The organism is Pseudoalteromonas sp. SR41-7 (assembly GCF_014163935.1).
GTDB lineage: Bacteria > Pseudomonadota > Gammaproteobacteria > Enterobacterales > Alteromonadaceae > Pseudoalteromonas > Pseudoalteromonas distincta.
Window position 1 is genome coordinate 47856 of the sequence record NZ_JACJEF010000010.1, and the last position, 23474, is coordinate 71329.

General features: G+C 40.3%; 18 protein-coding genes and 1 riboswitch. Of the genes, 12 read left to right on the top strand and 6 right to left on the bottom strand.

Annotated elements, in window-relative coordinates; translation table 11 throughout:
- Nucleotides 1-78 precede the first annotated feature (78 nt).
- Nucleotides 79-972 carry a bifunctional GNAT family N-acetyltransferase/hotdog fold thioesterase gene (locus H5092_RS14115; protein ID WP_182724791.1) on the top strand — a complete coding sequence of 298 codons (894 nt, stop codon included), beginning with the start codon at nt 79-81 and terminating at the stop codon, nt 970-972.
- Between the two features lie 72 nt (nt 973-1044).
- Here H5092_RS14115 and H5092_RS14120 read toward each other — a convergent pair whose 3' ends face one another.
- From H5092_RS14120 to dapA, 5 genes are all read right to left on the bottom strand, one after another.
- Nucleotides 1045-2079 carry a phospholipase A gene (locus H5092_RS14120; protein WP_182733758.1) on the bottom strand — a complete coding sequence of 345 codons (1035 nt, stop codon included), beginning with the start codon at nt 2077-2079 and terminating at the stop codon, nt 1045-1047.
- A gap of 378 nt (nt 2080-2457) precedes the next feature.
- Entirely contained in the window at nt 2458-3579 is a 1122-nt protein-coding gene (locus H5092_RS14125) for a succinylglutamate desuccinylase/aspartoacylase family protein (RefSeq protein WP_182733759.1), read from the bottom strand.
- Between the two features lie 5 nt (nt 3580-3584).
- Entirely contained in the window at nt 3585-4790 is a 1206-nt protein-coding gene (locus H5092_RS14130) for a PLP-dependent decarboxylase (RefSeq protein ID WP_182733760.1), read from the bottom strand.
- On the bottom strand, nt 4790-5530 hold the full coding sequence (locus H5092_RS14135) for a 2,3,4,5-tetrahydropyridine-2,6-dicarboxylate N-succinyltransferase (protein ID WP_002958799.1): 741 nt from the start codon (nt 5528-5530) through the stop codon (nt 4790-4792). The genes H5092_RS14130 and H5092_RS14135 overlap by 1 nt, the downstream gene beginning before the upstream one ends.
- Before the next feature lie 15 nt (nt 5531-5545).
- The gene (gene dapA, locus H5092_RS14140) at nt 5546-6430 is read right to left on the bottom strand and encodes a 4-hydroxy-tetrahydrodipicolinate synthase (RefSeq protein WP_182733761.1); all 885 of its coding nucleotides are present in this window, start codon (nt 6428-6430) and stop codon (nt 5546-5548) included.
- Between the two features lie 190 nt (nt 6431-6620).
- A riboswitch (Lysine riboswitch) is annotated at nt 6621-6821 on the bottom strand.
- Between the two features lie 191 nt (nt 6822-7012).
- On the opposite strand from dapA, the gene H5092_RS14145 reads away from it, so the two are divergent.
- From H5092_RS14145 to H5092_RS14170, 6 genes are all read left to right on the top strand, one after another.
- On the top strand, nt 7013-7711 hold the full coding sequence (locus tag H5092_RS14145) for a DNA-3-methyladenine glycosylase I (RefSeq protein ID WP_138489945.1): 699 nt from the start codon (nt 7013-7015) through the stop codon (nt 7709-7711).
- Nucleotides 7712-7719: 8 nt separating this feature from the next.
- Complete coding sequence (locus H5092_RS14150) at nt 7720-9129, top strand: YdiU family protein (protein ID WP_182733762.1); 1410 nt, start codon at nt 7720-7722, stop codon at nt 9127-9129.
- A 390-nt stretch (nt 9130-9519) separates the two neighbouring features.
- Nucleotides 9520-10581: an OmpA family protein gene (locus H5092_RS14155; RefSeq protein ID WP_154903746.1), complete on the top strand. Its 1062-nt coding sequence runs from the start codon at nt 9520-9522 to the stop codon at nt 10579-10581.
- Nucleotides 10582-10873: 292 nt separating this feature from the next.
- Entirely contained in the window at nt 10874-13471 is a 2598-nt protein-coding gene (acnB, locus tag H5092_RS14160; protein ID WP_039488618.1) for a bifunctional aconitate hydratase 2/2-methylisocitrate dehydratase, read from the top strand.
- A 200-nt stretch (nt 13472-13671) separates the two neighbouring features.
- The gene (locus H5092_RS14165; RefSeq protein ID WP_182733763.1) at nt 13672-14304 is read left to right on the top strand and encodes a 2OG-Fe dioxygenase family protein; all 633 of its coding nucleotides are present in this window, start codon (nt 13672-13674) and stop codon (nt 14302-14304) included.
- Between the two features lie 11 nt (nt 14305-14315).
- Nucleotides 14316-15551, top strand: coding sequence for a cysteine desulfurase-like protein (locus tag H5092_RS14170; RefSeq protein ID WP_154903747.1), 1236 nt, complete (start codon nt 14316-14318; stop codon nt 15549-15551).
- 20 nt (nt 15552-15571) lie between these two features.
- Here the strand turns inward: H5092_RS14170 and H5092_RS14175 are convergent, their stop codons facing one another.
- Nucleotides 15572-16276, bottom strand: a complete 705-nt coding sequence (locus tag H5092_RS14175) for a 2OG-Fe(II) oxygenase (protein ID WP_182733764.1) — start codon at nt 16274-16276, stop codon at nt 15572-15574.
- Nucleotides 16277-16309: 33 nt separating this feature from the next.
- On the opposite strand from H5092_RS14175, the gene H5092_RS14180 reads away from it, so the two are divergent.
- The 5 genes from H5092_RS14180 (at nt 16310) to H5092_RS14200 (ending at nt 23474) form a co-directional block, all read left to right on the top strand.
- Nucleotides 16310-16708 (top strand): thioesterase family protein, encoded by a 399-nt coding sequence (locus H5092_RS14180; RefSeq protein WP_002958811.1) that lies wholly within the window; start codon nt 16310-16312, stop codon nt 16706-16708.
- A gap of 363 nt (nt 16709-17071) precedes the next feature.
- Nucleotides 17072-18046: an aldose epimerase family protein gene (locus tag H5092_RS14185; RefSeq protein ID WP_182733765.1), complete on the top strand. Its 975-nt coding sequence runs from the start codon at nt 17072-17074 to the stop codon at nt 18044-18046.
- Between the two features lie 187 nt (nt 18047-18233).
- The gene (locus H5092_RS14190) at nt 18234-20981 is read left to right on the top strand and encodes a TonB-dependent receptor (protein WP_182692448.1); all 2748 of its coding nucleotides are present in this window, start codon (nt 18234-18236) and stop codon (nt 20979-20981) included.
- Between the two features lie 192 nt (nt 20982-21173).
- Nucleotides 21174-22700, top strand: coding sequence for a tryptophan halogenase family protein (locus H5092_RS14195; RefSeq protein WP_182733766.1), 1527 nt, complete (start codon nt 21174-21176; stop codon nt 22698-22700).
- A gap of 12 nt (nt 22701-22712) precedes the next feature.
- A complete protein-coding gene (locus H5092_RS14200; RefSeq protein WP_182733767.1) occupies nt 22713-23474 on the top strand; it encodes a SapC family protein in 762 nt (253 codons plus the stop codon).

A 23474-nucleotide genomic window follows, 5' to 3' on the forward strand; every position in this document is an offset into this window, starting at 1 on the left:
TAGATAATCAATACTATTAGTATAGCGCCGTAGCCTTTTTGACTTTTATTTACGGCTTATATAACAACAGGAGTATGTATGTTTCAGGTAAGCACCCCACAAAGTAGCGAAGATTGGCAAGCCTATTACCAGTTGCGTTGGCAGGTATTACGCGCGCCTTGGGGCGAGCCACGTGGCTCTGAACAAGACGATATGGAACAAGACTCTGAGCACCGCTTTATAAAAAATAAAGAAGGCGAAGTGCTAGGTGTAGCACGTTTGCACTTTAACAATCATGAGCAAGCACAAGTGCGCTATATGGCGGTTGCAGAGGGTAATCGTAACCAGCATATTGGTAGTCGCTTACTGCACGAGCTTGAAAAAATTGCATGGGTTCAAAACGCAGGCGAGCTTGTATTGTTTGCACGCGAACGAGCGCTTGAATTTTATAAACGCCACGGTTACGAATTAAAAGAAAAAGCGCACTTAGCGTATGGCGATGTTCAACACTTTAAAATGGTAAAGCAAAAACCGTCTGAGCCAGGTTGGTTTCGTCACCCTAATTGGACGCAAGTACTACAAAATACGTGGCGTGAGTCTATTCCAATTAGTGACGCGATGGGTATTAAGGTAGAAAGCTATACCGATTGGCAATTTACAACCAGCGCCGACCTAGACGCTAACTTAAACCTACATAACACTATGTTTGCAGGTTCTATTTATAGCTTGGCCACGCTAACAGGTTGGGGCGCTACGTACTTAGCACTTAAAGAAGCTGGGCTTGAAGGTAATATTGTATTAGCCGATGCTAACATTAAGTACTTAAAACCACTTACTACCGACCCACGTGGTTGTGTTGATATACAAACCTGTAAGGGCAAGTTAAGCGATTTAGAAACCGATGGTAAAGCATGTTACGTAGTGCCAGTAACTATTTACGATGGTGATAACGTGGTTGCAGAATTTGAAGGGCAGTTTGTAGTAAAAAAATAACTGTTTAGCTGTTCAAAACACAAAAAAGCCAAGCAATACTTGGCTTTTTTGTGCGTAAAACTTAGGGAAGTATTACAGCAAATCGGTTAATAATATACCGACACCAATACGTTCTACATCCGCATTGTAATCAATTAAGCTTTCGCCATAACCGTTAAAGTATTGTGCATAACCACGAACGCGACCCCATAACGGAAATGACCAGTCGAGCTGAATTGCACCACGATTATCTGAATTTAAATTGTTACGCGTCATAAAGCTAAATTCATGGTCATGAAAACGATACGCGCCGCTAAATTCAAAGTAACCCATGTATTTGTATATGTCTGGGTTGTCGTCGCCATTGGCTTCTAAAATATCTTCTTTTTCGTCCTCAGCTATTCGGTACCAAGGTTTAAAGCTAAAAACAAAGCCTCTATTTTCCCAAATAAAGTCTGCATAAATACGGTTCCACGAACGTGAGTTTGGTTGGCTTCGACCATTTGACTGATGCGAGATACCTAATGCGATTGCCATTTCGTCGCCCCATAATACGTTTTCTGGGTCGAGGTAATTAATCCAAAATATCTCTGGTTCGTAGTTTGTTTCACGAAATGGAGACGAAATTTCTGAGTTATAAATCTGCCAATATGATTGCAGTGTAAAGCCAAAAAATATGGCTTGGTCTTTATCCGAAAAATCATCGTAAAGAGGCACTTTTATCGATAGCTGATATTTTGCTTCTAGGTTGTCGAGCGGTTCGCCGTCGCTATCATCTGTTAGTGCATCAAAACCATCAAAAGGGCGATCGTTTGGGTGTGATATGTACGAAAGCGGTAAAATATAGTTACGCTTATGTGGCGTAATTACATTTCTATTTTTTTTACCTACTTCTTCACGGGCTTGGCGTTTATCAAGCGCGGTAAGTTGTTTATTTTCTTCAAGAGCTGAACACTTTTTACGAAGATCGTCTAATGTCTGTTTACCATCTCCGCCAATTACCTCATTTAAAATACACTGTTTTACAAGCTCAATGTCGTTATCTTGCTCGTTTGTAGCAACTTCTTCTTGTGCGAAGGTAGCGGTACTAATTAAAGCAGAAAGAGTTATCCAGTGGCGCCAGCTCATTGTAATTCCTTGTGAGTTTGGGTTGTTGTATGCGTTAATTTAATTATAACGTCTTTTTACATATGTAACGGTGAACTTTTACTGAATTTGCATTTATAACAGGGTCTATACGTATACAAAGTAAGTATAGATCAAAAGAAAAGCGGCCTAAGCCGCTTTTCTAATGCAAATTAACTATTTTAGTTAATTTATACCAATTTTATTAAAAACATGATCATTCTAGCGTATTAAATAACTCACTAACTACGTTAAAAATTATTTATGTAGAACAACTATGTACCATAATTTTAGCCTTGTTATTAAGCTATTTCCTTATCGCTATAATAGATCACTAATTTAATGCAATTGGTATTACTCTCACGCAATGAGAAGGGTGAGCTAAAGCTCAAATATGTTAGTAAAAAACTTATAAAGCTCGGTACCTTGATTAACACTCGCTGAGGCAAAGTGCAAAATAGCAATTGCATCGCAATCAAGAGTAAGTGTTTGCAATGGTTGCTCACTTAAGTAGCGCTCCATGCGTAAAATATTGGCAATAGGCTCACCAGCTTTAATGTGCCCGCCAAGTGGGGCTAAGTATTCAACCATGCCGCCAATAGGGGCGTAATAAGCAAAGTAGTCATCTAAATTACATGCATAACGAGTCATATTAACTGGCGTATGCGGTGCGTTTTGTAATACGCCTTTGTGATTTAAGTAACTTAAAATGCTGTTTGCATCGTTTAATGCTTCTTTTAAGTCTATTTTTTCTTGGCTGCCTAGCTCTACAGTAAATGCTTCTACAGCTATTGATAATTCGCGACCTTGTCCGCTAAGCGCATCACTTAAATGCCACCATGGGCAAAAGTTAGCTTCATCCATAGCGCCGTCAAAATCACTAGGAATAAGCAATACATGTTCAATATTAAAGTAACGTGCGCTGTCGGTTGCATAGGTTGGGCAGTACAGATGCTTGCTTGAAATAGGGCCTGTGTGTAAATCGAGTACTATATCAGCCTGATGAGCGAGCTTTTGTAAGTTAAGCGCAATGCGTTTACCCGTATTGAGTAAATAAGCAGGGCCGTAAAGTTTGCTATCTACTTCGTCAATAAGTGCCTGTTTGAAGTTACTTTTTAATGTAGCGTCGTCATACTGAGTATGATTTTGTGCAAACTGTGCCACTAAATTTTTATTGTAGTGATACATGCGATTCCAATTAGTGCCCGTAATCGGATCGAACCTGCCAAGGGTAAACTCGCCAGATTTTTGATTACAGCCAATCGGATTTGCATAAGGTACAAGGGTAATATCGCCATTAAGGTTAAGGTGTTTTAATTGCTCAAGCAGCTGAAAAATAACTGCGTTACCTTGCACTTCAGCGCCATGCATATTGGCCTGAATGTAAACACTTGGCCCTGTGCCATCACCTTTTAAACGATACACAGGAATTGTAAGTGGTAAGCCGTTTGCAACTTCCCCTACTACAATGTTCTCTTGGCTAATGTGTGTTGTATTACTCATACTTGTTACCTTAAATAATGGCTGGCATTTTCGGCTTGGCGAACACAGGTAAGTGTACCGTTTTGCAATGTGTACTCAGCAGCTAGCTCATGGCATAAAAAATACGGCATACTTTCGGTAAAACCGTAAGCACCGCATTGGCTAAACACTAGCCAGTCGTGCTCATTTAAATCGCTTGGTAAGTTATGTTCACCCAAGCAATCAAGCGCTGTACAAAGTGGGCCATATAAAGTGACCGCTTGAGTTTTAGCATTGGATTCACGCAGTAATGCAGCAGGAAAGTCCTGGCTGGTAACAGCAGGGCGTAATAAGTGATTTATACCGCCGCTTAAAATTACTTGTTCTTGATTGTAGTTTTGTTTGCGCTCTACTACTGGGTTTGCGTAATGACCGCATTCGCCAACGGCATAGCGACCAAGTTCCATCCATAGCTCTTCTACACCCGCATCATTTTTAATTTTAGCGAGCGCAGCAATCAAGTCATCCCAATCAAGTGTTGCTTCGTTTTGTGTATAAGGAATACCTAAACCGCCACCTAAATCTAAAATTTTAAGGCTAATATTTAAATCGCTGGCAAGTTGGCTAAGAGGTGCAATCATTTGTGACCACAAGTCGCTTAGTTTTTGCGTGCTAAGCATGTTGCCCCACTGAAAGATATGCAAGCCGTCAAATTTAAGCGCAGGGTAGTCAGCTACATTGAGTGCTTGCCATTCATTACAACCCAAACCAAACGGCGTAAGGCTGTCGCCGCCCAGTGGGTTTTTTTCACCTTCAGGCCAACGTAATTGTACACGCAGTAATACTTGTAACTGCGTGTTTTGTAGTTGCGCTTGTTGGTTTAACCAACGTACTTGATTGAGGCTTTCTGCTACGAATATACGCATGCCGCGCTCAATAAAGTGTTTTATTTGTTTAGGGCTTTTTGCAGGCCCTGTGTTGAGCACGCGCTGCGAGCTAATACCTTGTGCTAGTACTTGCTCAAGCTCACCTTTACTTGCTACGTCAAAATTAAAGCCAGCACTGTCTAAGCTTTGAATAATTTTAGACAGTGGGTTTGCTTTTACCGCGTACCACAGTTTTACATCGGTTTGCGCAACTAAACGCGCAAGATGCGTGTTTAGTTGATCTAGGTCGTAAACAAAAAAAGGTGTATCAAGTTGTTGTGTAATCGTATTTACAGCGGTTTTGATAGGCGTGCTCAAAAAGCTCATTATCGTAAAACCTCTTCAAGCAATAACGATGCATCGCTTTTCTCGTCGCGGTATTTAACTATTAACGCACACGACATGCTTAGGCCTTGCTCGCGCGCCCATTCGTTTGATGCAGGGCGAGAGCCCGGTATTACAATCGCGTACTCTGGGATTGGCTCGCCTTTATCTAGTTGGCGCTCGTTTACGCAGTCGTATACTGGAATAGTTGCTGATAAACGCACGCCAGGGGCAAGTACTGCGCCTTTTTTAATGACTACGCCTTCAACAATAATACAGCCTGCACCAATAAATGCGTCATCTTCAACCACTACTGGGCTTGCACCAATTGGCTCAAGTACACCACCAAGCTGAACTGCAGCACTTAAATGTACGTTTTTACCTACTTGTGCACAAGAACCCACCAATGCGTGGCTATCTACCATTGTGCCTTCGTCGATATATGCGCCAATGTTTACATACGCTGGTGGCATAATAATCGTGCCTTTAGCAACATAAGCACCACGGCGAACACTTGAGCCACCTGGTACCATACGGACGCCATCATCAGTACTAAATTCTTGCGGAGCTAGGTTATGTTTATCAACAAAGCCGCCTGCAAATTCAGTATTAGTGCCATTTTTAAAGGCTTCTAAAATGCCTTGCTTTACTTCTACGTTAGCTTGCCATTGGCCGCTTTCGTTTTGTGATGCAGCGCGTACTGCGCCCGATTCTAAATTATTTAATAGTTCTAACCAGCTCATTATAAAAACCTGTATTTAATGCCAAGATAAAATGGTGTTGTTTGCAGTTGTAATGCAATCGGTTTGAGTTAACTCAAGATGTGTTAAAGGTGGACGAAGTTGCGGGCTGCTTAAGCGGCCTTGCAAATGCATCAGTACCTTTACGGGAATAGGGTTTGCGACAGCAAATAGGCTATTAATAGCGCTTGACCACTGGGCAAATAAATTAGGGTGTTGACCACTTAAACTGCGCTTAACAAACTCGTGAGTTTGTTCAGGCCATGCGTTTGCAGCTACCGACACCAAACCTCTTGCGCCAGCTTGAGAAAAATAAGGCATTAGCGCATCGTCGCCACTAAAAATAGCTAAATTAGGCGCCGCTTGGCGGTAAGCTTCAAACTGAGCAATACTACCGCTCGCTTCTTTTAACGCCCATAAGTTTTTATTGTTTTGTAAGTTTTGAATTGTTGCCGCTGGGATGCTAACAGCGCTTCGACCTGGTACGTTATAAAGCATACATGGGTGAGCGCTTGCATTTAGTAGGCTTTCAAACCAATGAGTTTGACCTACAGCGCCAGGCTTTGCATAAAGCGGTGAGCCAAGTAAAAAGCTATGAATTGGGAGTGTATTACAGTAGTTAACCCACTCAATTTGTTGCTTTAAGTTACTACCGCCCACAGCTACCATGAGTGGTACTGTTGGTTTTAGCTGGCATACGTGCTCAACAATGGCTTGTTGCTCTTTTAGCGTTAGTGCTAAACCTTCGCCCGTACTGCCAAGTAGCAAAATACCGTTATGTGCCGCTTCTTGATCGCTAACCAGCTTAGTTAACGTGTTGTAGTCAACATCGCCGTGTTGATCAAATGGCGTAACGAGCGCGGTCCACAGTGAGTAGTCGTTTAAATTGAAGTTGTTGATCATCTCTCACGAACTTATAATTTGTACCAATTTTATTAAAAACGTGATCATTTTAGCGATAACTAATTTAATGTAATTGGTATTATTCGAAGAGTTAAAAAGCTTTATGGAAGGAGCCGCATTAACGTCGTTCGAACTAATAATTCGAAGAGCGAATGGGCTTAAAATAATAGGGCGCACGGCCTTAATATTTAAGACCAGAAGCTCTCCACCAAACTAACAAGCTGCTTTTTATAAACAGCTATTGGTGACAGTCGCTAGGGTTCAACCTAGTCGCCCGAAATAAACACCTCGCAAAAGTGGTTACTTCTCGGCGTTAATTCCCCTCACGTATGCTTACTGGAGTTTGCGCTCCTAACATACGCTACCTGAATAACGCACCTCTTCTAGCCCTTTGCACCTGTTTATAGAGTAAAACTTACAAACCTGTGCAATTTAAATAGGGTAATTACGGCGATTAAAGCATTTTAGCCGTCTAGGTGTCAAGCGACTAAATACAGATTAATTCATCGAAAAGAGGGGTGGTTACGTATTAGGTGCTTTTCTCGTACACTAGCAATATAAGTAGTGAGGTATTTAATTAGTATGGAAAAATTTAGCGATATTTATAAGCGAGCGGTAGAGCGAAAAGGCTCTGAAAAAATGCTTAAGTTATTACTTGCAAAACCGCTATCTAAAAAACAACTAAGCACGTTAAGTGACGACGATTGGCTTGAAGAATTTACTCGAAAAGTATTTCAAAGCGGCTTTTATTGGTCAGTCATAAATAATAAGTGGGCAGGCTTTAGAGAGGTTTTTTGGGATTTTAGCGTTGATAAGTTATTAATGATGCCACCCGATATGCTGGAGCAAAAAGCAACGGATGAGCGCATTGTTCGTAACTATAAAAAAGTAAAAACAATTACCGAAAATGCTTACATGATCCACGAAATAGCAGGGGAACATGGCAGTTTTAGTCAGTTTATCGCTAATTGGCCAACAGACGATATTATTGGTTTGTGGGCGTATTTAAAAAAACATGGTTCGCGTTTAGGCGGAAATACAGGGCCTTACGCGTTGCGAGCACTTGGTAAAGATACATTTTTACTATCACGCGATGTAGAGAATTATTTGCGTGCCCATAAAATTATAGACGGCGGCTTACAAACTAAAAAGTCACTAAATGCAGCCCAAGCTTTTTTTAACGAAATGCAAAAGCAAAGCGGCTTAAGTATGCAAGAGTTAAGCTTAATTGTTGCTTATGGCGTAGGTGACAACCGTGTTGGTATAAGTCAGCAACAATAGGAATTACCATGAAATTAGTGCCAAGATACACAGATGTTGCAGAAAACTTCGCGATAGAAGATTTCCCTGCAAGTGTCGCCTCTCCTCAGTTATTGCTGTGGAACGAGAGTTTAGCAAAAGAGTTTAATATTAACGTTGCGGCTGGTTTGCGTGCCAGCACTTTTAGCGGTAACGAAAAACAGGCGATTCCTGCAGTAGCACTTGGTTACTCTGGGCACCAATTTGGACATTTTTCACCACGCTTAGGCGATGGACGAGCGCACTTACTGGGCGCTATTAGTGATGATGAAAACCAGTTATGGGATATTCAATTAAAAGGCTCTGGTGCTACTCCTTACTCAAGAGGTGGGGATGGACGTTGTGCTCTTGGTCCTGCTATTCGTGAATACGTAATGAGCGAAGCAATGCATACACTGGGAGTTAAAACCACACGCTGCTTAGCGGTTGTTGGTAGTGGTGAAACGGTTTATCGTAATCCGCCACAAGCAGGGGCTATCGTTACGCGTGTAGCAACGAGTCATATTCGTGTTGGCTCGTTTCAATATTTAGCGACGCAAGGCGATGTTGAAGGGCTTAAAAATTTAGCCGATTTAGCTATAGAGCGGCACTACCCAGAAATAACCGATACAGGTTCGCAGCGATACTTAGCATTTTTAGGCGCTGTGATTAAAAACCAAGTTAAGCTAGTTGTGAGCTGGATGCGTGTTGGCTTTATTCACGGAGTAATGAATACAGATAATACGCTAGTTAGCGGAGAGACTATTGATTACGGCCCGTGTGCCATGATGAATAGCTTTGATTTTGATACCGTATTTAGCTCTATAGACAAACAAGGCCGCTATGCATTCGGTAATCAACCTAATATAGCTAACTGGAACTGCGCACGCTTAGCTGAGAGTTTAATACCGCTTATTAGCGATGATGACGAGCAAGCAGTTTTATTAATGACGCCATTTATTAATAGTTTTGCTGAGCAGTTTAATGCTGAGTTTACGGCTATGTGGGCACAAAAACTGGGTTTAACTGAATCTAGCGATAGTAGTGGCGAGTTAATAGCAGAGCTGTTAACGCTATTAAAAGATAATCAGCTCGACTACACCAATACCTTTGATGCGCTTACTGAATCCTTAAAAGGAGAAAAAAGCGTACCTGAGTCGCTAATTGAATGGAGAGCTAAGTGGGTAAGTTTAACTGACGATAATAGTTATGAAGTAATGAGAGCTGCAAATCCTCGTGTAATACCGCGTAATCATGTGATCGAAGAAATAATTGCACAATATAACGCTACAGGGTCTAGTGAGTTGCTACATCGCTTTATAAAAATAGCCAGCAATCCATATTCTAACAGTGAAGAGTTATCAGAGTTTTGCTCTCCACCGACGAATGATAATGACTACCAGACTTTTTGTGGTACTTAATACTTAACTTTAAATATAACCACATGATTAAAAAGAGTCATTTTTTAATCAAACATGCGCATATACCTAGGGGAATGCTAATTCTGGTGGTATTATGCGCACAATTAAAACCAAGCAATATTTCTTTGCATTTATAAGTGCATTTAATTTAATTGCTCTTACATTCCTTGCTAAGTACTAATTTACAAAAAACTACTATATTTATTTTTCAATAAAGTTTTAATTTCGCCTATAGTAAGTGGATGTGTGTTGCGACAAGGCATAGAAAAAAGTAATAAACTTTATTTTTCGTTAAGTATTGATTAACAAAGGCTCAGTTAGTCTATATAAAACTGATTGAGCTAGTATCGATTAGCTACAATTTAAAATTGTTCAAATGGGAAGAAAACAATGAAATTAAAATCACTTACAATTGCAATCGCGTTGGCTGCAACTAGCGCATCTACATTCGCTGCTGATAAAGAAGAAGGTTTCTACATTGGCGCATTTGGCGACTACTATGACGCATCTTGGAAAAACATGCGTGACCAAGCCGGTCTTGACGTAAACGAATCAACTGGCTGGGGTGTTGAAGCTGGTTACCGTTTCAGTGATTACTGGAGCGCACGTCTTGAATATGCAGACATGGATTTTAATGCTTTTGATAAAGTTGCTGGCAACCGTAACAATATTGATGGCGAGCGTTACGGTATTGATGCTCTTTACCATTTAGACGGCGGTCCTTTCTATGGTCTTTTCGGTATTAAAGAAATTGACGTAGTTGATGACAACACATTCTTAAATGCAGGTGTTGGTTACCAACATTTCATTACAGATGGCTTATTTGTAAATGCTGAAACAGCTGTATACCAAGGTCTTGACCGTGGTTACACAGATGTTGGTGCTAAAATTGGTATTAACTACTTATTTGGCCAAAACTCTGCTCCTGTAGAGCCAGTAAAACCAGCTCCAGAGCCTAAAGTAGTTGAAGTAGCTGTAGCTCCTGTAGACAGCGATAACGATAACATTCCTGATGCAGATGATAAGTGTGCTAACACACCTATGACTGATGCTGTGGATGGTACGGGTTGTACTTTATATGAAGATAAAGAAGTAACAGTAAGCTTATTAGTGACTTTCCCTAACAATGCTTCTGCAGTATCTACTCAATACTTAAATGATATTGAAAAAGTATCTGCATTCTTAAAAGAGTACCCAGATACAACAGTACTATTAGAAGGTCACACTTCTGCTGTAGGTAAAGCAACTTACAACAAATGGTTATCTAAAAAACGTGCTGATGCTGTAGCTAAGCAACTTGTTGCTGATGGTATTGCTGAAGACCGTATTACTACAGTTGGTTTAGGTGAAGAGCGTCTTAAAAATGATGCAAACACTAAAGCTGCAAACGCAGAAAACCGTCGTGTAGAAGCGCATATCAAAACTATCAAAAACGTTAAAGTTTTACGTTAATTAAGTAGTTTGTAATAAAAACCCAGCCAAGTGCTGGGTTTTTTTATGCCTGTAATAAATTAATATTAGTTAATGGTAATGATTCTTACTTAATAAGTATTCATGAAAATAGTTTTTACCACAACCACTATTCATAGTATTTATAATCGGTATAATCAGTTGCGCAACTGGATGGATTTTCATCTATCCATAAAAGCTTTATAATTACGCGTTAGAATACTATAAGTATTGGGTAACTTATTTGCGCCCAAAGCGCTACCGGATACTTTCACGTCACCAAGAGGGCAATATTGTGCTACAAGAATATCGTAAACACGTAGAAGAACGTGCCGCGTTAGGTATCGTACCAGCGCCATTAGATGCTCAGCAAACTGCTGATCTTATTGAATTAATAAAAAACCCACCTGCAGGTGAAGAAGAATTCATTTTAGATTTGTTCATTCAGCGTATACCAGCTGGTGTTGATGATGCTGCCTATATTAAAGCGGGATTTTTAGCAGCTGTAGCTAAAGGTGAAGCTAATTCTCCACTTGTTTCTAAAGAAAAAGCGGCAGAATTATTAGGTACAATGCTGGGCGGTTACAATATCGCGCCAATGATTGACCTACTTGATGACGAAACACTTGCACCAATCGTAGTTAAAGGCCTTTCAAATACATTACTTATGTTTGATGCGTTCTACGATGTTGAAGAAAAAGCAAAAGCGGGTAATACATTCGCTAAGCAAATTATTGAGTCTTGGGCAAATGCAGAATGGTTTACTAATAAGCCAGCTGTTGCTGAAAAGATCTCAGTTACTGTATTTAAAGTAACTGGCGAGACTAATACTGATGACTTATCACCAGCACCAGATGCATGGTCTCGTCCAGATATCCCACTTCATGCTTTAGCAATGCTAAAAATTGAACGTGATGGAATTACACCAGACAAGCCAGGCGAAGTAGGTCCAATCTCTCAGCTTGAAGAATTAAAAACTAAAGGCTTACCACTTGCATATGTAGGTGATGTTGTTGGTACTGGTTCTTCTCGTAAGTCTGCAACTAACTCTGTACTTTGGTTCATGGGCGATGATATCCCATTCGTACCAAACAAGCGTGTTGGCGGTGTATGTCTAGGTAATAAAATTGCTCCAATCTTCTTCAATACAATGGAAGATTCAGGCGCACTACCAATCGAATTAAATGTTGATGAGCTTAACATGGGTGAGCAAATCGATATTTACCCGTACGAAGGTGTTGTTAAGAGCCACGGTACTGACAAAGTAATCTCAACTTTTGAACTTAAATCTGATGTAATTTTAGATGAAGTTCGTGCTGGTGGTCGTATACCACTTATCATTGGTCGTGGTTTAACTGATAAAGCACGTACATCACTTGGCCTAGGTCCAACTGATGTATTTAAAGTACCAACAGTGACAGAAGTGTCTGAAAAAGGCTTCACACTAGCGCAAAAAATGGTTGGTAAAGCGTGTAACGTTCCAGGTATTCGCCCAGGCCAATACTGTGAACCTAAAATGACAACTGTTGGCTCGCAAGATACAACAGGTCCTATGACACGTGACGAACTTAAAGACTTAGCATGTTTAGGTTTTTCTGCAGATTTAACAATGCAGTCTTTCTGTCATACGTCGGCTTACCCTAAACCAATCGATGTAAACACTCACCATACGCTTCCTGATTTCATCATGAACCGTGGCGGTGTGTCACTTCGCCCAGGTGATGGTGTAATTCACTCATGGTTAAACCGTATGTTATTACCAGATACTGTAGGTACTGGTGGTGATTCACATACACGTTTCCCATTAGGTATTTCATTCCCAGCAGGTTCGGGTGCAGTAGCATTCGCAGCAGCTACAGGTGTTATGCCTCTTGATATGCCTGAGTCAATTTTGGTTCGCTTTAAAGGTGAAATGCAACCAGGTATCACTTTACGTGACCTTGTACATGCAATCCCTTACTTCGGTATTAAAGAAGGTTTATTAACAGTTGAGAAAAAAGGTAAAATTAACGAATTCTCTGGTCGTGTACTAGAAATTGAAGGCGTTGAACACCTAACTGTTGAGCAAGCGTTTGAACTATCAGATGCATCTGCAGAGCGTTCTGCAGCAGGTTGTGCGGTTAAACTTTCTAAAGAGTCTATCGCAGAATACCTAGAATCAAACATTGTTATGCTTAAATGGATGATCTCTGAAGGTTACGGCGATGTACGTACTATTGAGCGTCGTATTACTGCAATGCAAGATTGGTTAGCTAACCCAGAACTAATGGAAGCTGACGCTGATGCAGAGTACAAACATGTACTTGAAATCGATTTAGCAGATATTAAAGAGCCAATCCTTTGTGCTCCAAATGACCCAGATGATGCACGTTTATTATCTGATGTTACTGGCGAGAAAATCGACGAAGTATTCATCGGTTCTTGTATGACTAACATCGGTCACTTCCGCGCAGCAGGTAAGTTACTAGATGGCTTTAAAGGTCGTATCCCAACTCAGCTTTGGGTTGCCCCGCCAACTAAGATGGATAAAGATCAGCTTACAGACGAAGGTTACTACGGTATCTTTGGTCGTGTAGGTGCACGTATCGAAACTCCAGGTTGTTCACTATGTATGGGTAACCAAGCACGTGTTGCAGACAAAGCAACGGTTGTGTCTACCTCTACACGTAACTTCCCTAACCGTTTAGGTAATGGCGCGAACGTATTCTTAGCTTCAGCAGAACTTGCTGCAGTAGCGGCTATTTTAGGTAAACTACCTACTCCAGCTGAGTACCAAGAATACGCAGCGAAGATTAATGCAACGGCTGCAGATACTTACCGTTACTTAAACTTCCACCGTATGCCTGCTTACACTAAAAAAGCAGACAACGTGATTATTCAACAAGCTGTATAACTTTTAGAGTTTGTTTAAAAACCCGCTTCGGCGGGTTTTTTATTGGCTAAAACAAATATTAGATAGTTCATGCTTCTTTTTTTATATTATTGTATTAACTCTAGTCTTAAATTGCTTTTAAAGTAATTAATCGCGCAAAAATTCCTATCAAAATGCATTAAAATCCTTATCAATATTCTCATTATTTTAGGCGAGATTTTATGACAGCATTAAACAACCAGAATTTATTGCAACTACGTTTTGTTAACCAAGGAAATATTGATTTGGTTAAACCTTCTTTTGATAACCTTCCTGCAAACCTTTATGCAGATGGTGCCTTTCGTAAACGTCGTTATTCAGTAGTAAAAATGCAAAATGGTGAAATAAAGCTACAGCAAGCCAAAGCATTTGTTCAAGATGATTCAATTAATACTTTTCAAGGCAATGTAGAGCGTACTTACGAAAATTTAGAGCAAAGTTTACTTGAGTCAGAGGGCATGAAAAGCATTGTAAATGAGTTTCGCCAACTTACCGGTATTGATGAGCAGCGTGATATTGAAATTCATCAGTTCCGCATGCTTGCCATTGATAGCGATACACCTGCAGCGCCAGAAGGCGTGCATCAAGATGGTTTTGACCATGTATGTATATGCGGTGTTTCTCACGAGAACTTAGAAGGTGGCGAACTGCTTGTATACGAAAACAAGCAAGCTGAGCCTTGTTTTAAAATGGAAATAAAAGACGGCATGTTTGCATTAATAAACGACCGTCAAGTGTGGCATAACGCAACACCTATGAACAAAATTGATGCTAGCAAACCAGGTTACCTGGATTGTTTTGTATTAACGTCTTAAGGAAGTTAGGCATGAACATAACGCAATTACGTGAGCAGTTTCCAGCATTAATGCAGAACGTTGATGGTAAATCGCCAATATTTTTAGACGGACCAGGTGGCTCGCAGGTACCAACATCGGTGCTTACTGCGATGACAGCTTATTTAGGTCATTATAATTCGAACTTAGGTGGCGCGTTTTTTTCAAGTGATAAAACGGTTGAGTTGATGGCGAATGCGCGCCAAGCCGCCGCTGACTTACTTAATGCACCTAGCTCACAACAAATTGTGTTTGGTCCAAACATGACCAGCCTTACGTTTAGTTTTAGCCGTGCAATTTCACGCGACTGGCAGGCTGGCGATGAAATAGTTGTAACCAATGCCGATCACTTCTCGAATGTATCGTCGTGGCAACAAGCTGCAGAAGATAAAGACGTTAAAGTTAATACGGCTTTAATTAACGAAGCTGATTGCAGCTTAGATATGGCGCAATTTGAAAGCTTATTAAACAGCAACACTAAGCTTGTAGCGGTCACTTACGCTTCAAATACCACAGGTTCAATTAATAATATTAAACGTATTGTTGAGCTTGCTCACGCTGTAGGTGCACTTGTTTATGTTGATGCCGTACATTATGCACCGCACGAACTTGTTGACGTGCAAGCACTTGATTGCGACTTCTTAGCGTGCTCTGCGTATAAGTTTTTTGGTCCGCATTTAGGTATGGTTTACGGTAAAAAAGAACATTTAGACGGGTTTACGCCTTACAAGGTTGAGCCAGCTAAAGACGTAGCACCAGGTCGCTGGGAAACCGGCACGCAAAGCTTTGAAGCAATGGCTGGTTTTATCGCAGCTGTTGATTACATTGCGGCGATTAGCGAACTTGACGATAGCCATTCACGCCGCGAAAAGTTAAGCGTTGCTTTTGCTAAAACTAAGCAGCACGAAATGGCGCTTAGCGAACACTTTTTAACGCGCTTAGTTAATTATCCACGTATTAAGTTATTTGGTATTGATGATTTTGATCGCCTTAATGAGCGTACACCTACTTTTGCTTTAATTTTTGAAGGGCTTGAGCCACGCGCCGTTTCAGAATTTCTAGGTAAGCAGCATATTTGCGTGTGGGATGGTAATTTTTACGCGCAAGGGTTGTGCAAGCAATTAGATGTGCTTGATAAAGGCGGCGTAGTGCGCATTGGTTGTATGCACTACAACACCATTGAAGAGCTAGATCAGTTGTTTAATTTATTTGATGAACTGCTTGGTTAAATAATACTGATTTTGGTGCGCTAACTCTTAGGCGCACCATATATTTGTTCTGCACGGTTAAACAGTACCCACGAGGTTAAAATATACTTATCGTTTGATACTGGCTTATTGCCTCTATGAGTATGTGTAAAGTAGCCAGGTGCTATTACCATAGTGCCTTTTTGAGGGGCTATTTTACGGTTTTGATAATAAAACTCTGTTTCACCACCTTCCTCTACATCGTTTAAGTAAAACATAAATAACAACACGCGATGCAAAGCTTCATTGTGTTGTAGCTGCGGATAAACTTCACTGTGCCAGTAAGGGTAGCCACCTTTGTTTACTTCGTATTTTTGCGCTTGAATGTTACCGAGTCTAAAAATTTGCTGAACTAAAACGGGTAACTGCGGTTTACCCACTTCTTCAAAATTCTCTTGGGTTAAATCGACTACTTCACCTGTTTTTGGATGGTAAACCTTTAAGCCAAATGCCCCAATCATCATAAAAATATGCTCTTCAACATACTTAAAAACATGCTGTGCAGTCGTTTGTTGTATATGTTTTAATTGTTGTGCATATTCGGGGTGATTATTTAAGTGCAGGTCGTGGCTGTCTTTTTTCTTTAAGTCGATACCGCCCGATGTTACCCCTTGTCTTACATGCGGGCTTTGCGCGAATGTGGAAATAAATTCATCGCAAAACTCATCGCTTAATGCGTTATCAATAACGCGTATAAAGTCCGTCATGGTTTACCTTTGTATAATTATTATTGGATTTTTATGTTTATTGAAAAAGTGATGCCGCGCTTTAGCGAAACAGATGCACTCGGACACATTAACAATACCGTACTCCCTGTATGGTTTGAAGTCGCACGTGGACCTATTTTTAAGTTTTTTACACCGGACTTAAATCCACATGATTGGAAATTGATTATCGCCAAAGTTGAAGTGTCGTTTGTAGGCGAGTTATTTTATGGCCACGAAGTGACAGTAAAAACCTCTGTAGAGCATATAGGGACTAGTTCTTTTACGCTGAGGCAAGAAGCATGGCAACACGATAAATGCTGCGCAATAGGCAAAGCTGTGATGGTGAGGTACGATTTTATTGCTAAATCAAAGCAAGCGCTTAGCATTGACGAAAAAGCAGCGCTTAACGAGCATATTTACCAAGGCAGTTAACCTTACAAAGCTTATATTTTATATAAGCTCATGCTGAGCTGGATTAGTGTAAATAAATAATGGCAGCTGTAATACCTATCCTCAATAATACTTAATCAATTTGAGGGATTAAATCTGACGATAACTGCGTTAAAAATTTCTGATATAGAACAACTAAATAACGAAATTTTTGCCTTGTTATCAACACGATTTTCTTACCTCAAAATAGATCACTTAATTAAGTGAAGAGGTATAAATTTTTGTCGAGAAATTTTAACGTATTTAGATTGAGTTGCAGGCTTCAATTATATACTATTTATATTATATATTGTTGCGCCGTTATAACAGGAAATGTTAATTCGGTAATTTGATTGGAGTATGCGTGTGACATCTATTGCCAGTAACCAGCCTTTACAAGTTATTCAGCTCAGTGATGGTGAGAATTTAGCAGCTGAAATTTTGCCGTTTGGCGCAATAATAAAAAGCATTAAATTTAAAAAACAAGAAATGACGCTTAGCGTCGATGACCCTCAATACTATCTTGAAAACCCATTTTACTTAGGCGCTACAGTAGGTCGATACGCTAATCGTATTGCGAAGGGGCGTTTTAACTTATCTGGTACGCAGTATCAACTAGAGGCAAATAACGGTCCTAATAGCCTACATGGCGGTGTTAAAGGTTTTAATAAAGTACTTTGGCAAGTAACTAAACAAACTGAAAGTGAAGTTGAGCTTTATTATTGCTCGCCCGACGGCGAACAAGGTTTCCCCGGTGAGTTGCAGGTTTGGCAAACTATTAGCGCTAAAAACGGCGAGCTTACTCTGCACTTTAAAGCGATAACGAATAAAGAAACGCTCGTTAACTTTACCAACCATTGCTATTTTAATCTTGATGGCAGTGAGTCAATTAATGAGCATCTTGTTCAAATTAATACCGATCGTTACCTTCCTATTGATACAACTAGTATTCCACTTAATGAAGCCGCTTTAGTTTGCGGTACCTGCTTTGACTTTACTAAGCCAGCTCAAGTTGGTGAGGCCTTAAGCGCCGTTCATCCTCAGCTAGAAGCTGGAAATGGCTTTGATCACTGCTATATTTTTAATGATGACAGCAGTTTAAAGACGATGGCTACATTAACTTCGCCACACACGAACGTTAGTTTAACCCTTAAAAGTACGCAGCCAGGCATGCAGCTTTATACCGCAAACTTTGTTGGTTCGCCTTTTAAAGCACGGCAAGCTTTGTGTTTTGAAGCGCAAAATTGGCCAGATGCGCCAAATCGTGAAAATTTTCCAAAGGCTAATTTATTGCCAGCAGAGAAATACGAACAGGTTATTATTTACGCTTTTTCTGAGTGAATACAGTTCTTTAATGTTAATTAAAAGAAAATCAAAAGAAAATATACGGTAATTGAATGCTATCCATAATTAAGGAAAAGGTTGCACTTTTTGCCGGTTTAAAGTATTTATAATATAAATAGTATTTGAAACTATACGCACTACCACAACGACACAACGACTACACACAATCAGGAGTTTTTAAAAAATGGTAATTAACAATAAGTTATCGTTCAACAAGAAAACCGCGCTCAGTATTGCTATCACTGGTATATTGGCAAGCGGAAGCGTTGCAGCTCAAGGCGCTGAAGGCAATACGCCTACAGTAGTAAATGAAGATGTTGAAGTTATCGCAGTAACGGGTATCCGCAGCAGCTTACGTTCATCAATGTTAGATAAAAAAGCATCTAATGTTGTTACAGACGGGATTAAAGCAGAAGATCTTGGTAAATTTCCTGATTTAAACGTAGCAGAGTCTCTGCAACGTATTACAGGTGTAGCAATTGACCGTAGTGGTGGTGAAGGCCAAGCGGTAACTATTCGTGGTTTTGGTCCACAATTTAATACTGTACTTGTTAATGGTCGTCAAATTGCGACAGACAGTGCAGGTCGTGAATTTAATTTTGATGTATTAGCAGCAGATCAAATCACCGGTGCTGATATTTATAAAAGTAATACTGCAACGCTTCAAGAAGGCGGCATTGGTGGTACGGTTAACGTAACTACAGCACGCCCTTTTGATTTTGGTGGTTTACATATTTTAGGTTCAGTTAAAGGTATGTACGAAAGCCTTTCTGAAGAAGTATCTCCATCAACATCATTCTTAATAAGTAATACGTTTAACGATGACAAGCTAGGTGTGCTTTTTGCCATCACTAATCAACAACGTAAACTTCAAAATAACCAAATTTTAACGGCAGGTTGGCGCGGTGGCCAAACAATATCTAACCCAACTGATGGTGTATTGTTTGAAAATGCCTACATTCCACGTAACTGGGACCAAGTAGTTGATGAGCAAGACCGTGAACGTACAAACGCAAGTTTAGTACTTCAATATGCACCATCTGACGATGTTACGATTACGGTTGATGGAATGATTTCAAAATTTGAAGTTGATTCGTCAGTGCGTGATTTAGCATCTTGGTTCGAACCAGACCGTGTAGGCAGCGCAACAATTGATGCTGAAACGGGTACGCTTTTAACTTTCTCTCAAGAAGTTGGCTTAGGCGCGCCAAGTGGCGACCCTGCAAGTGACTTTGTATCACATACACGTAACTCACGTGATGTAACTAATAAAGCATTTGGTATTAATGTTGACTGGCAAGTAAACGAGTCACTAAAAGCAAAATTTGATGTATCTCGCTCAACAGCTGAAAACGACCGTGCAGGTAATGATCGTTTTAACGTAGTGGGTATTATTAACAGCTATACTTTTGATGGTACAGGCAGCATTCCTACCGTACAGCATGATGGCTTTGAAAATGGTTCATTGCCAGATCCAAGCCTAGCGCGTCTTCACTACAACGAAATTGGTAACCAATTTACTGATGAAGATGAAATCACTGAAGTAAAAGCCGATTTTGAATACGTGCCAGATAAAGGCCCAGTAGAGCGTATTAACTTTGGTGCTTATCGCCAAGAGCGTGAAAAATCTAGCTTCCAAATTTTTGGTAGCCAATGTCAATTTTGTGGTTACGGTACACAAGCACCGCTTGATGAAATTGATTTTGAAGCATACACAGCGAGTAATTACTTCCCTGGTTTAATCGATACATTTTATAGCTACGATGGCGATAAAATGCTTGATTACTTAGCCGATCAAGGTTTTCCAGTAGAGCCAACGCTACAAAATAACCGTTACACAATTAACGAAGACATCACTAGTTTATACATGGACTTTACGCTTGGTTTTGATTTAGCTGATATGCCGGTAACCGTTAATATGGGTGCTCGTTACTCTGAAACCGATATTGAAGTTGCTGCTATACAAAGCTTTATTAGCGATGTAGTTCCAACGTCAGATGCGACATTGTTTGCTAACGTATTTGGTCCTGCGACTAATATTGAACAAGGTACTAGCTACTCAAACTTACTACCGTCTTTCAACGTTAAGCTTGAGCTACAAGATAATATGATTTTACGTTTTGCCGCGTACGATAGTATTACTCGTCCAACTATGTCTCAGTTATCTCCTGCGACAAACTTTAACGAACCACGTCGTCAAAACTTAACGGCAAGTGGTGGCAATCCAGCACTTAAACCATTCCAATCAGAAAACTGGGATATCTCTTACGAGTGGTACTACAACGATGCTAACTTATTTAGCTTTGCAGTATTTAGTAAAGAAGTTGACGACTTTATTGTTACGTTAACGGGTGCAGAAACATACGAAATGTCTGACCGTTCAGGTCCTGATTTTGCGTGTACTACATGTACAGACCAAACAGATGACGAACTTATTGGTAGCTCAGAAGTTTACACTGTAAGCCGTCCTCAAAATGGTGAGTCTGCAACCGTAACAGGCTTCGAAGTGGGTGTTACTCACATGTTTGAAAATGGCTTTGGCTTTATTGCCAATGCGACTGTTGTGAATAGCGACATTAGTGTAGGTGATGATACAACTCAAACATTTGCACTTGAAGGTTTGGGCGATTCACAAAACTTAGTATTGTTTTATGAGCAAGACAACTGGCAAGCACGTGTTGCATTTAACAACCGTGAAGGCTTTTTACGCTTAGTTGATAACGGCTTCAATGGTGAACCAGTGAACGTAGAAACGTACGGCCAGTGGGATATTAGTGCAAGCTACGATATTAATGAAAACTTCACTATTTTTGCTGAAGGCATCAATATCACTGAAGAAGAGTTAGTACAAACAGGTCGTTTTGCTAACCAAATTTATTCAGTGGAAGATAATGGCTCACGTTACGCGTTTGGTATTCGCGGATCGTTTTAATTAATGTTTGAGGCGAACTTCTCGCCTCTTGTTTCATTGCAGCACATTAGTGCTAATACCAATTAGGTTAATTTAACAGTAATGTATATTAGTTAACCTAATTGGCTAAAATGAAGCCACATTAAATCCAAATGCCCTACCGGGCATTTGTTGTATAAAACGTTATCAAAGATACTCAAAGAGTAGTCCATTATGAATAAAACAATAAAAACAATCGCAGTAATTGGTGGCGGCACAGCAGGATGGTTGAGCGCTGCAATTATAGCTTCGTATCACCAAGGTAAAAATGGTGATGGCTTAAAAGTGATGTTGGTTGAATCGTCAGATATTCCAACAATTGGTGTAGGTGAAGGTACCTGGCCCACGATGAAAAACACACTTCAGCAAATAGGTTTGCGTGAAGTTGATGTATTTAAAGCCTGTAACGCTACCTTTAAGCAAGGTGGTAAATTTGTAAATTGGACGCACGGCAACAACGACTTTTACTACCATCCATTTACTGTACCGCTAGGCTACGGCCGCATAGATTTAGCCCCTTATTTAGATAATGTTGAAGACTTTGCACAGCAAACTAATTTTCAACATGATATTTGCGAAGCAAGCTTAGCCCCAAGAGGTATAGCGCAGGGTGAATATCAAGGTAATTGTAATTATGCTTATCACTTAGATGCCGGCGCTTTTGCAGAAATGCTTAAACAGCATTGTAAAAGTAAGCTTGATGTAGAGCATATTATTGGTACTGTTGATCAGGTAAAGCTTGATGACGATGGTGCAATAAATGAGCTTACTCTAAAAGATCAACCCCGCACTATAAACGCCGATTTATTTATAGACTGTACTGGTTTTTCATCATTGTTATTAGGCCAAGCGCTCAACGTACCGTTTAAAAAAATGGACCACGTGCTATTTAACGACAGCGCACTGGCTATGCAAGTCCCTTACGATGAAAACGATGACTCCTTAGCCAGCCATACCATAGCAACAGCGCAAAACGCTGGATGGATTTGGGATATAGGTTTAACGCACCGCCGAGGTGTAGGGCATGTTTATTCAAGCAAGTTTTTATCAGACGATGAAGCAGAGCAAAACCTAAGAAACTATTTAGGCGATGCAGCAAACGGTTTAACTGCCCGTAAAATTAGCTTTGAATCAGGATACCGTGAGAAGTTTTGGCATAAAAACTGTGTTGCAGTGGGTATGTCAGCAGGGTTTGTAGAGCCGCTTGAAGCAACCGCTATTATGCTTGTTGAAATTTCAGCACGCTTTGTAGCAGAGCATATGCCAGCAGATACACAAGTAATGCCTATTGTAGCTAAACGCTTTAACGAGCAAATGGACTACCGCTGGCAGCGTATTATCGACTTTTTAAAGCTCCATTACATGCTAACCAAGCGTCCAGAACCTTACTGGCAAGCGCATGTACAGCCCAATACTATTCCACAAACCCTGCAAGAAGATTTACTGCTTTGGGGAAGCCGTGGCCCGCTTATTCAAGATTTTCATGGCGCATTAGAGTTATTCCCTGCTGCCAGTTATCAGTATGTTTTGTACGGTATGGGCTTTAAGCCTGACTTTACTAAACAAGCATATTTGTATTCACAACATGTGCAAGCCAAACAAATAATTGAACGTAACAGCCAGCTTACACAGCAGATGTTGCAAACTTTGCCGCCTCACCGTGCTTTTATAGAGCAGTGGTTAGCAGCTAACCCAGTTTAAGGATGTGTAACTATGGCTATTAGTGAACTAGTAAACACCAAGCACCAAACATTAAAAATTAACCCCAATGCAGCCGTTGAATATGCAAAAACGCAGCATTTAGTTAATTTAAGAGCAAATGAAATAGCAAAAGCAGCCTGCGACTTACCTATTTTTTTAGCACGTAATACACAAAATGGTAGTTATACCGTATCAGCGTTAACCAGCTTTAGTGCAGGTCAAAGTTTATTGGTTAATAACAACCAATGGCAGGCACTTTACACACCGGTATGTATGCAAACCCAGCCTCTTTATTTAATGACCCGAGAAGCAAATAGTAGCGATTATTTTATCGCGATTGATGATCAAAGCTCAGCCGTAAACACGCAGCAAGGTGAGGCACTATTTGATGCTAAAGGTAACCCGAGTTTATTTTTAAGTGCACAGCAAAAACTGTTAGAAAGCGACTTAAAAAATGACTATCAAACGTATCAATTTACCCAAGAAGTTGCGCGGTTAGGACTCATTAAAAACATAGATATTGTATTGCAGTTTGAACAAGGCGAAACCCAAACTATTCAAGGTTTGAGCACCGTTGATGAAGACAAACTGCAAATATTAAATAGCGATACCGTTGCAAACTTACACAAGCAAGGTTACTTGAGTGTGCTTAACAGCATGCTTATTTCACTGTTTCAGTTAAATGCATTGGTAAAGCTGCATAACCAACGTCCCGAACTTATGCCTTTAAAGCAGATTAAGTTAGAACTAAGTCGAGATGCGCACGCGCTGTAG

Bases quoted from the DNA above. Each gene is read 5' to 3' on its own strand.
- H5092_RS14200 (WP_182733767.1), top strand. From the start codon at position 22,713: ATGGCTATTAGTGAACTAGTAAACACCAAGCACCAAACATTAAAAATT.
- H5092_RS14130 (WP_182733760.1), bottom strand. From the start codon at position 4,790: ATGAGCTTTTTGAGCACGCCTATCAAAACCGCTGTAAATACGATTACA.
- H5092_RS14115 (WP_182724791.1), top strand. From the start codon at position 79: ATGTTTCAGGTAAGCACCCCACAAAGTAGCGAAGATTGGCAAGCCTAT.
- H5092_RS14175 (WP_182733764.1), bottom strand. From the start codon at position 16,276: ATGACGGACTTTATACGCGTTATTGATAACGCATTAAGCGATGAGTTT.
- H5092_RS14150 (WP_182733762.1), top strand. From the start codon at position 7,720: ATGAAATTAGTGCCAAGATACACAGATGTTGCAGAAAACTTCGCGATA.
- H5092_RS14190 (WP_182692448.1), top strand. From the start codon at position 18,234: ATGGTAATTAACAATAAGTTATCGTTCAACAAGAAAACCGCGCTCAGT.
- H5092_RS14125 (WP_182733759.1), bottom strand. From the start codon at position 3,579: ATGAGTAATACAACACACATTAGCCAAGAGAACATTGTAGTAGGGGAA.
- H5092_RS14180 (WP_002958811.1), top strand. From the start codon at position 16,310: ATGTTTATTGAAAAAGTGATGCCGCGCTTTAGCGAAACAGATGCACTC.
- H5092_RS14120 (WP_182733758.1), bottom strand. From the start codon at position 2,079: ATGAGCTGGCGCCACTGGATAACTCTTTCTGCTTTAATTAGTACCGCT.
- dapA (WP_182733761.1), bottom strand. From the start codon at position 6,430: ATGATCAACAACTTCAATTTAAACGACTACTCACTGTGGACCGCGCTC.
- H5092_RS14135 (WP_002958799.1), bottom strand. From the start codon at position 5,530: ATGAGCTGGTTAGAACTATTAAATAATTTAGAATCGGGCGCAGTACGC.
- H5092_RS14170 (WP_154903747.1), top strand. From the start codon at position 14,316: ATGAACATAACGCAATTACGTGAGCAGTTTCCAGCATTAATGCAGAAC.
- H5092_RS14145 (WP_138489945.1), top strand. From the start codon at position 7,013: ATGGAAAAATTTAGCGATATTTATAAGCGAGCGGTAGAGCGAAAAGGC.
- H5092_RS14165 (WP_182733763.1), top strand. From the start codon at position 13,672: ATGACAGCATTAAACAACCAGAATTTATTGCAACTACGTTTTGTTAAC.
- H5092_RS14195 (WP_182733766.1), top strand. From the start codon at position 21,174: ATGAATAAAACAATAAAAACAATCGCAGTAATTGGTGGCGGCACAGCA.
- H5092_RS14155 (WP_154903746.1), top strand. From the start codon at position 9,520: ATGAAATTAAAATCACTTACAATTGCAATCGCGTTGGCTGCAACTAGC.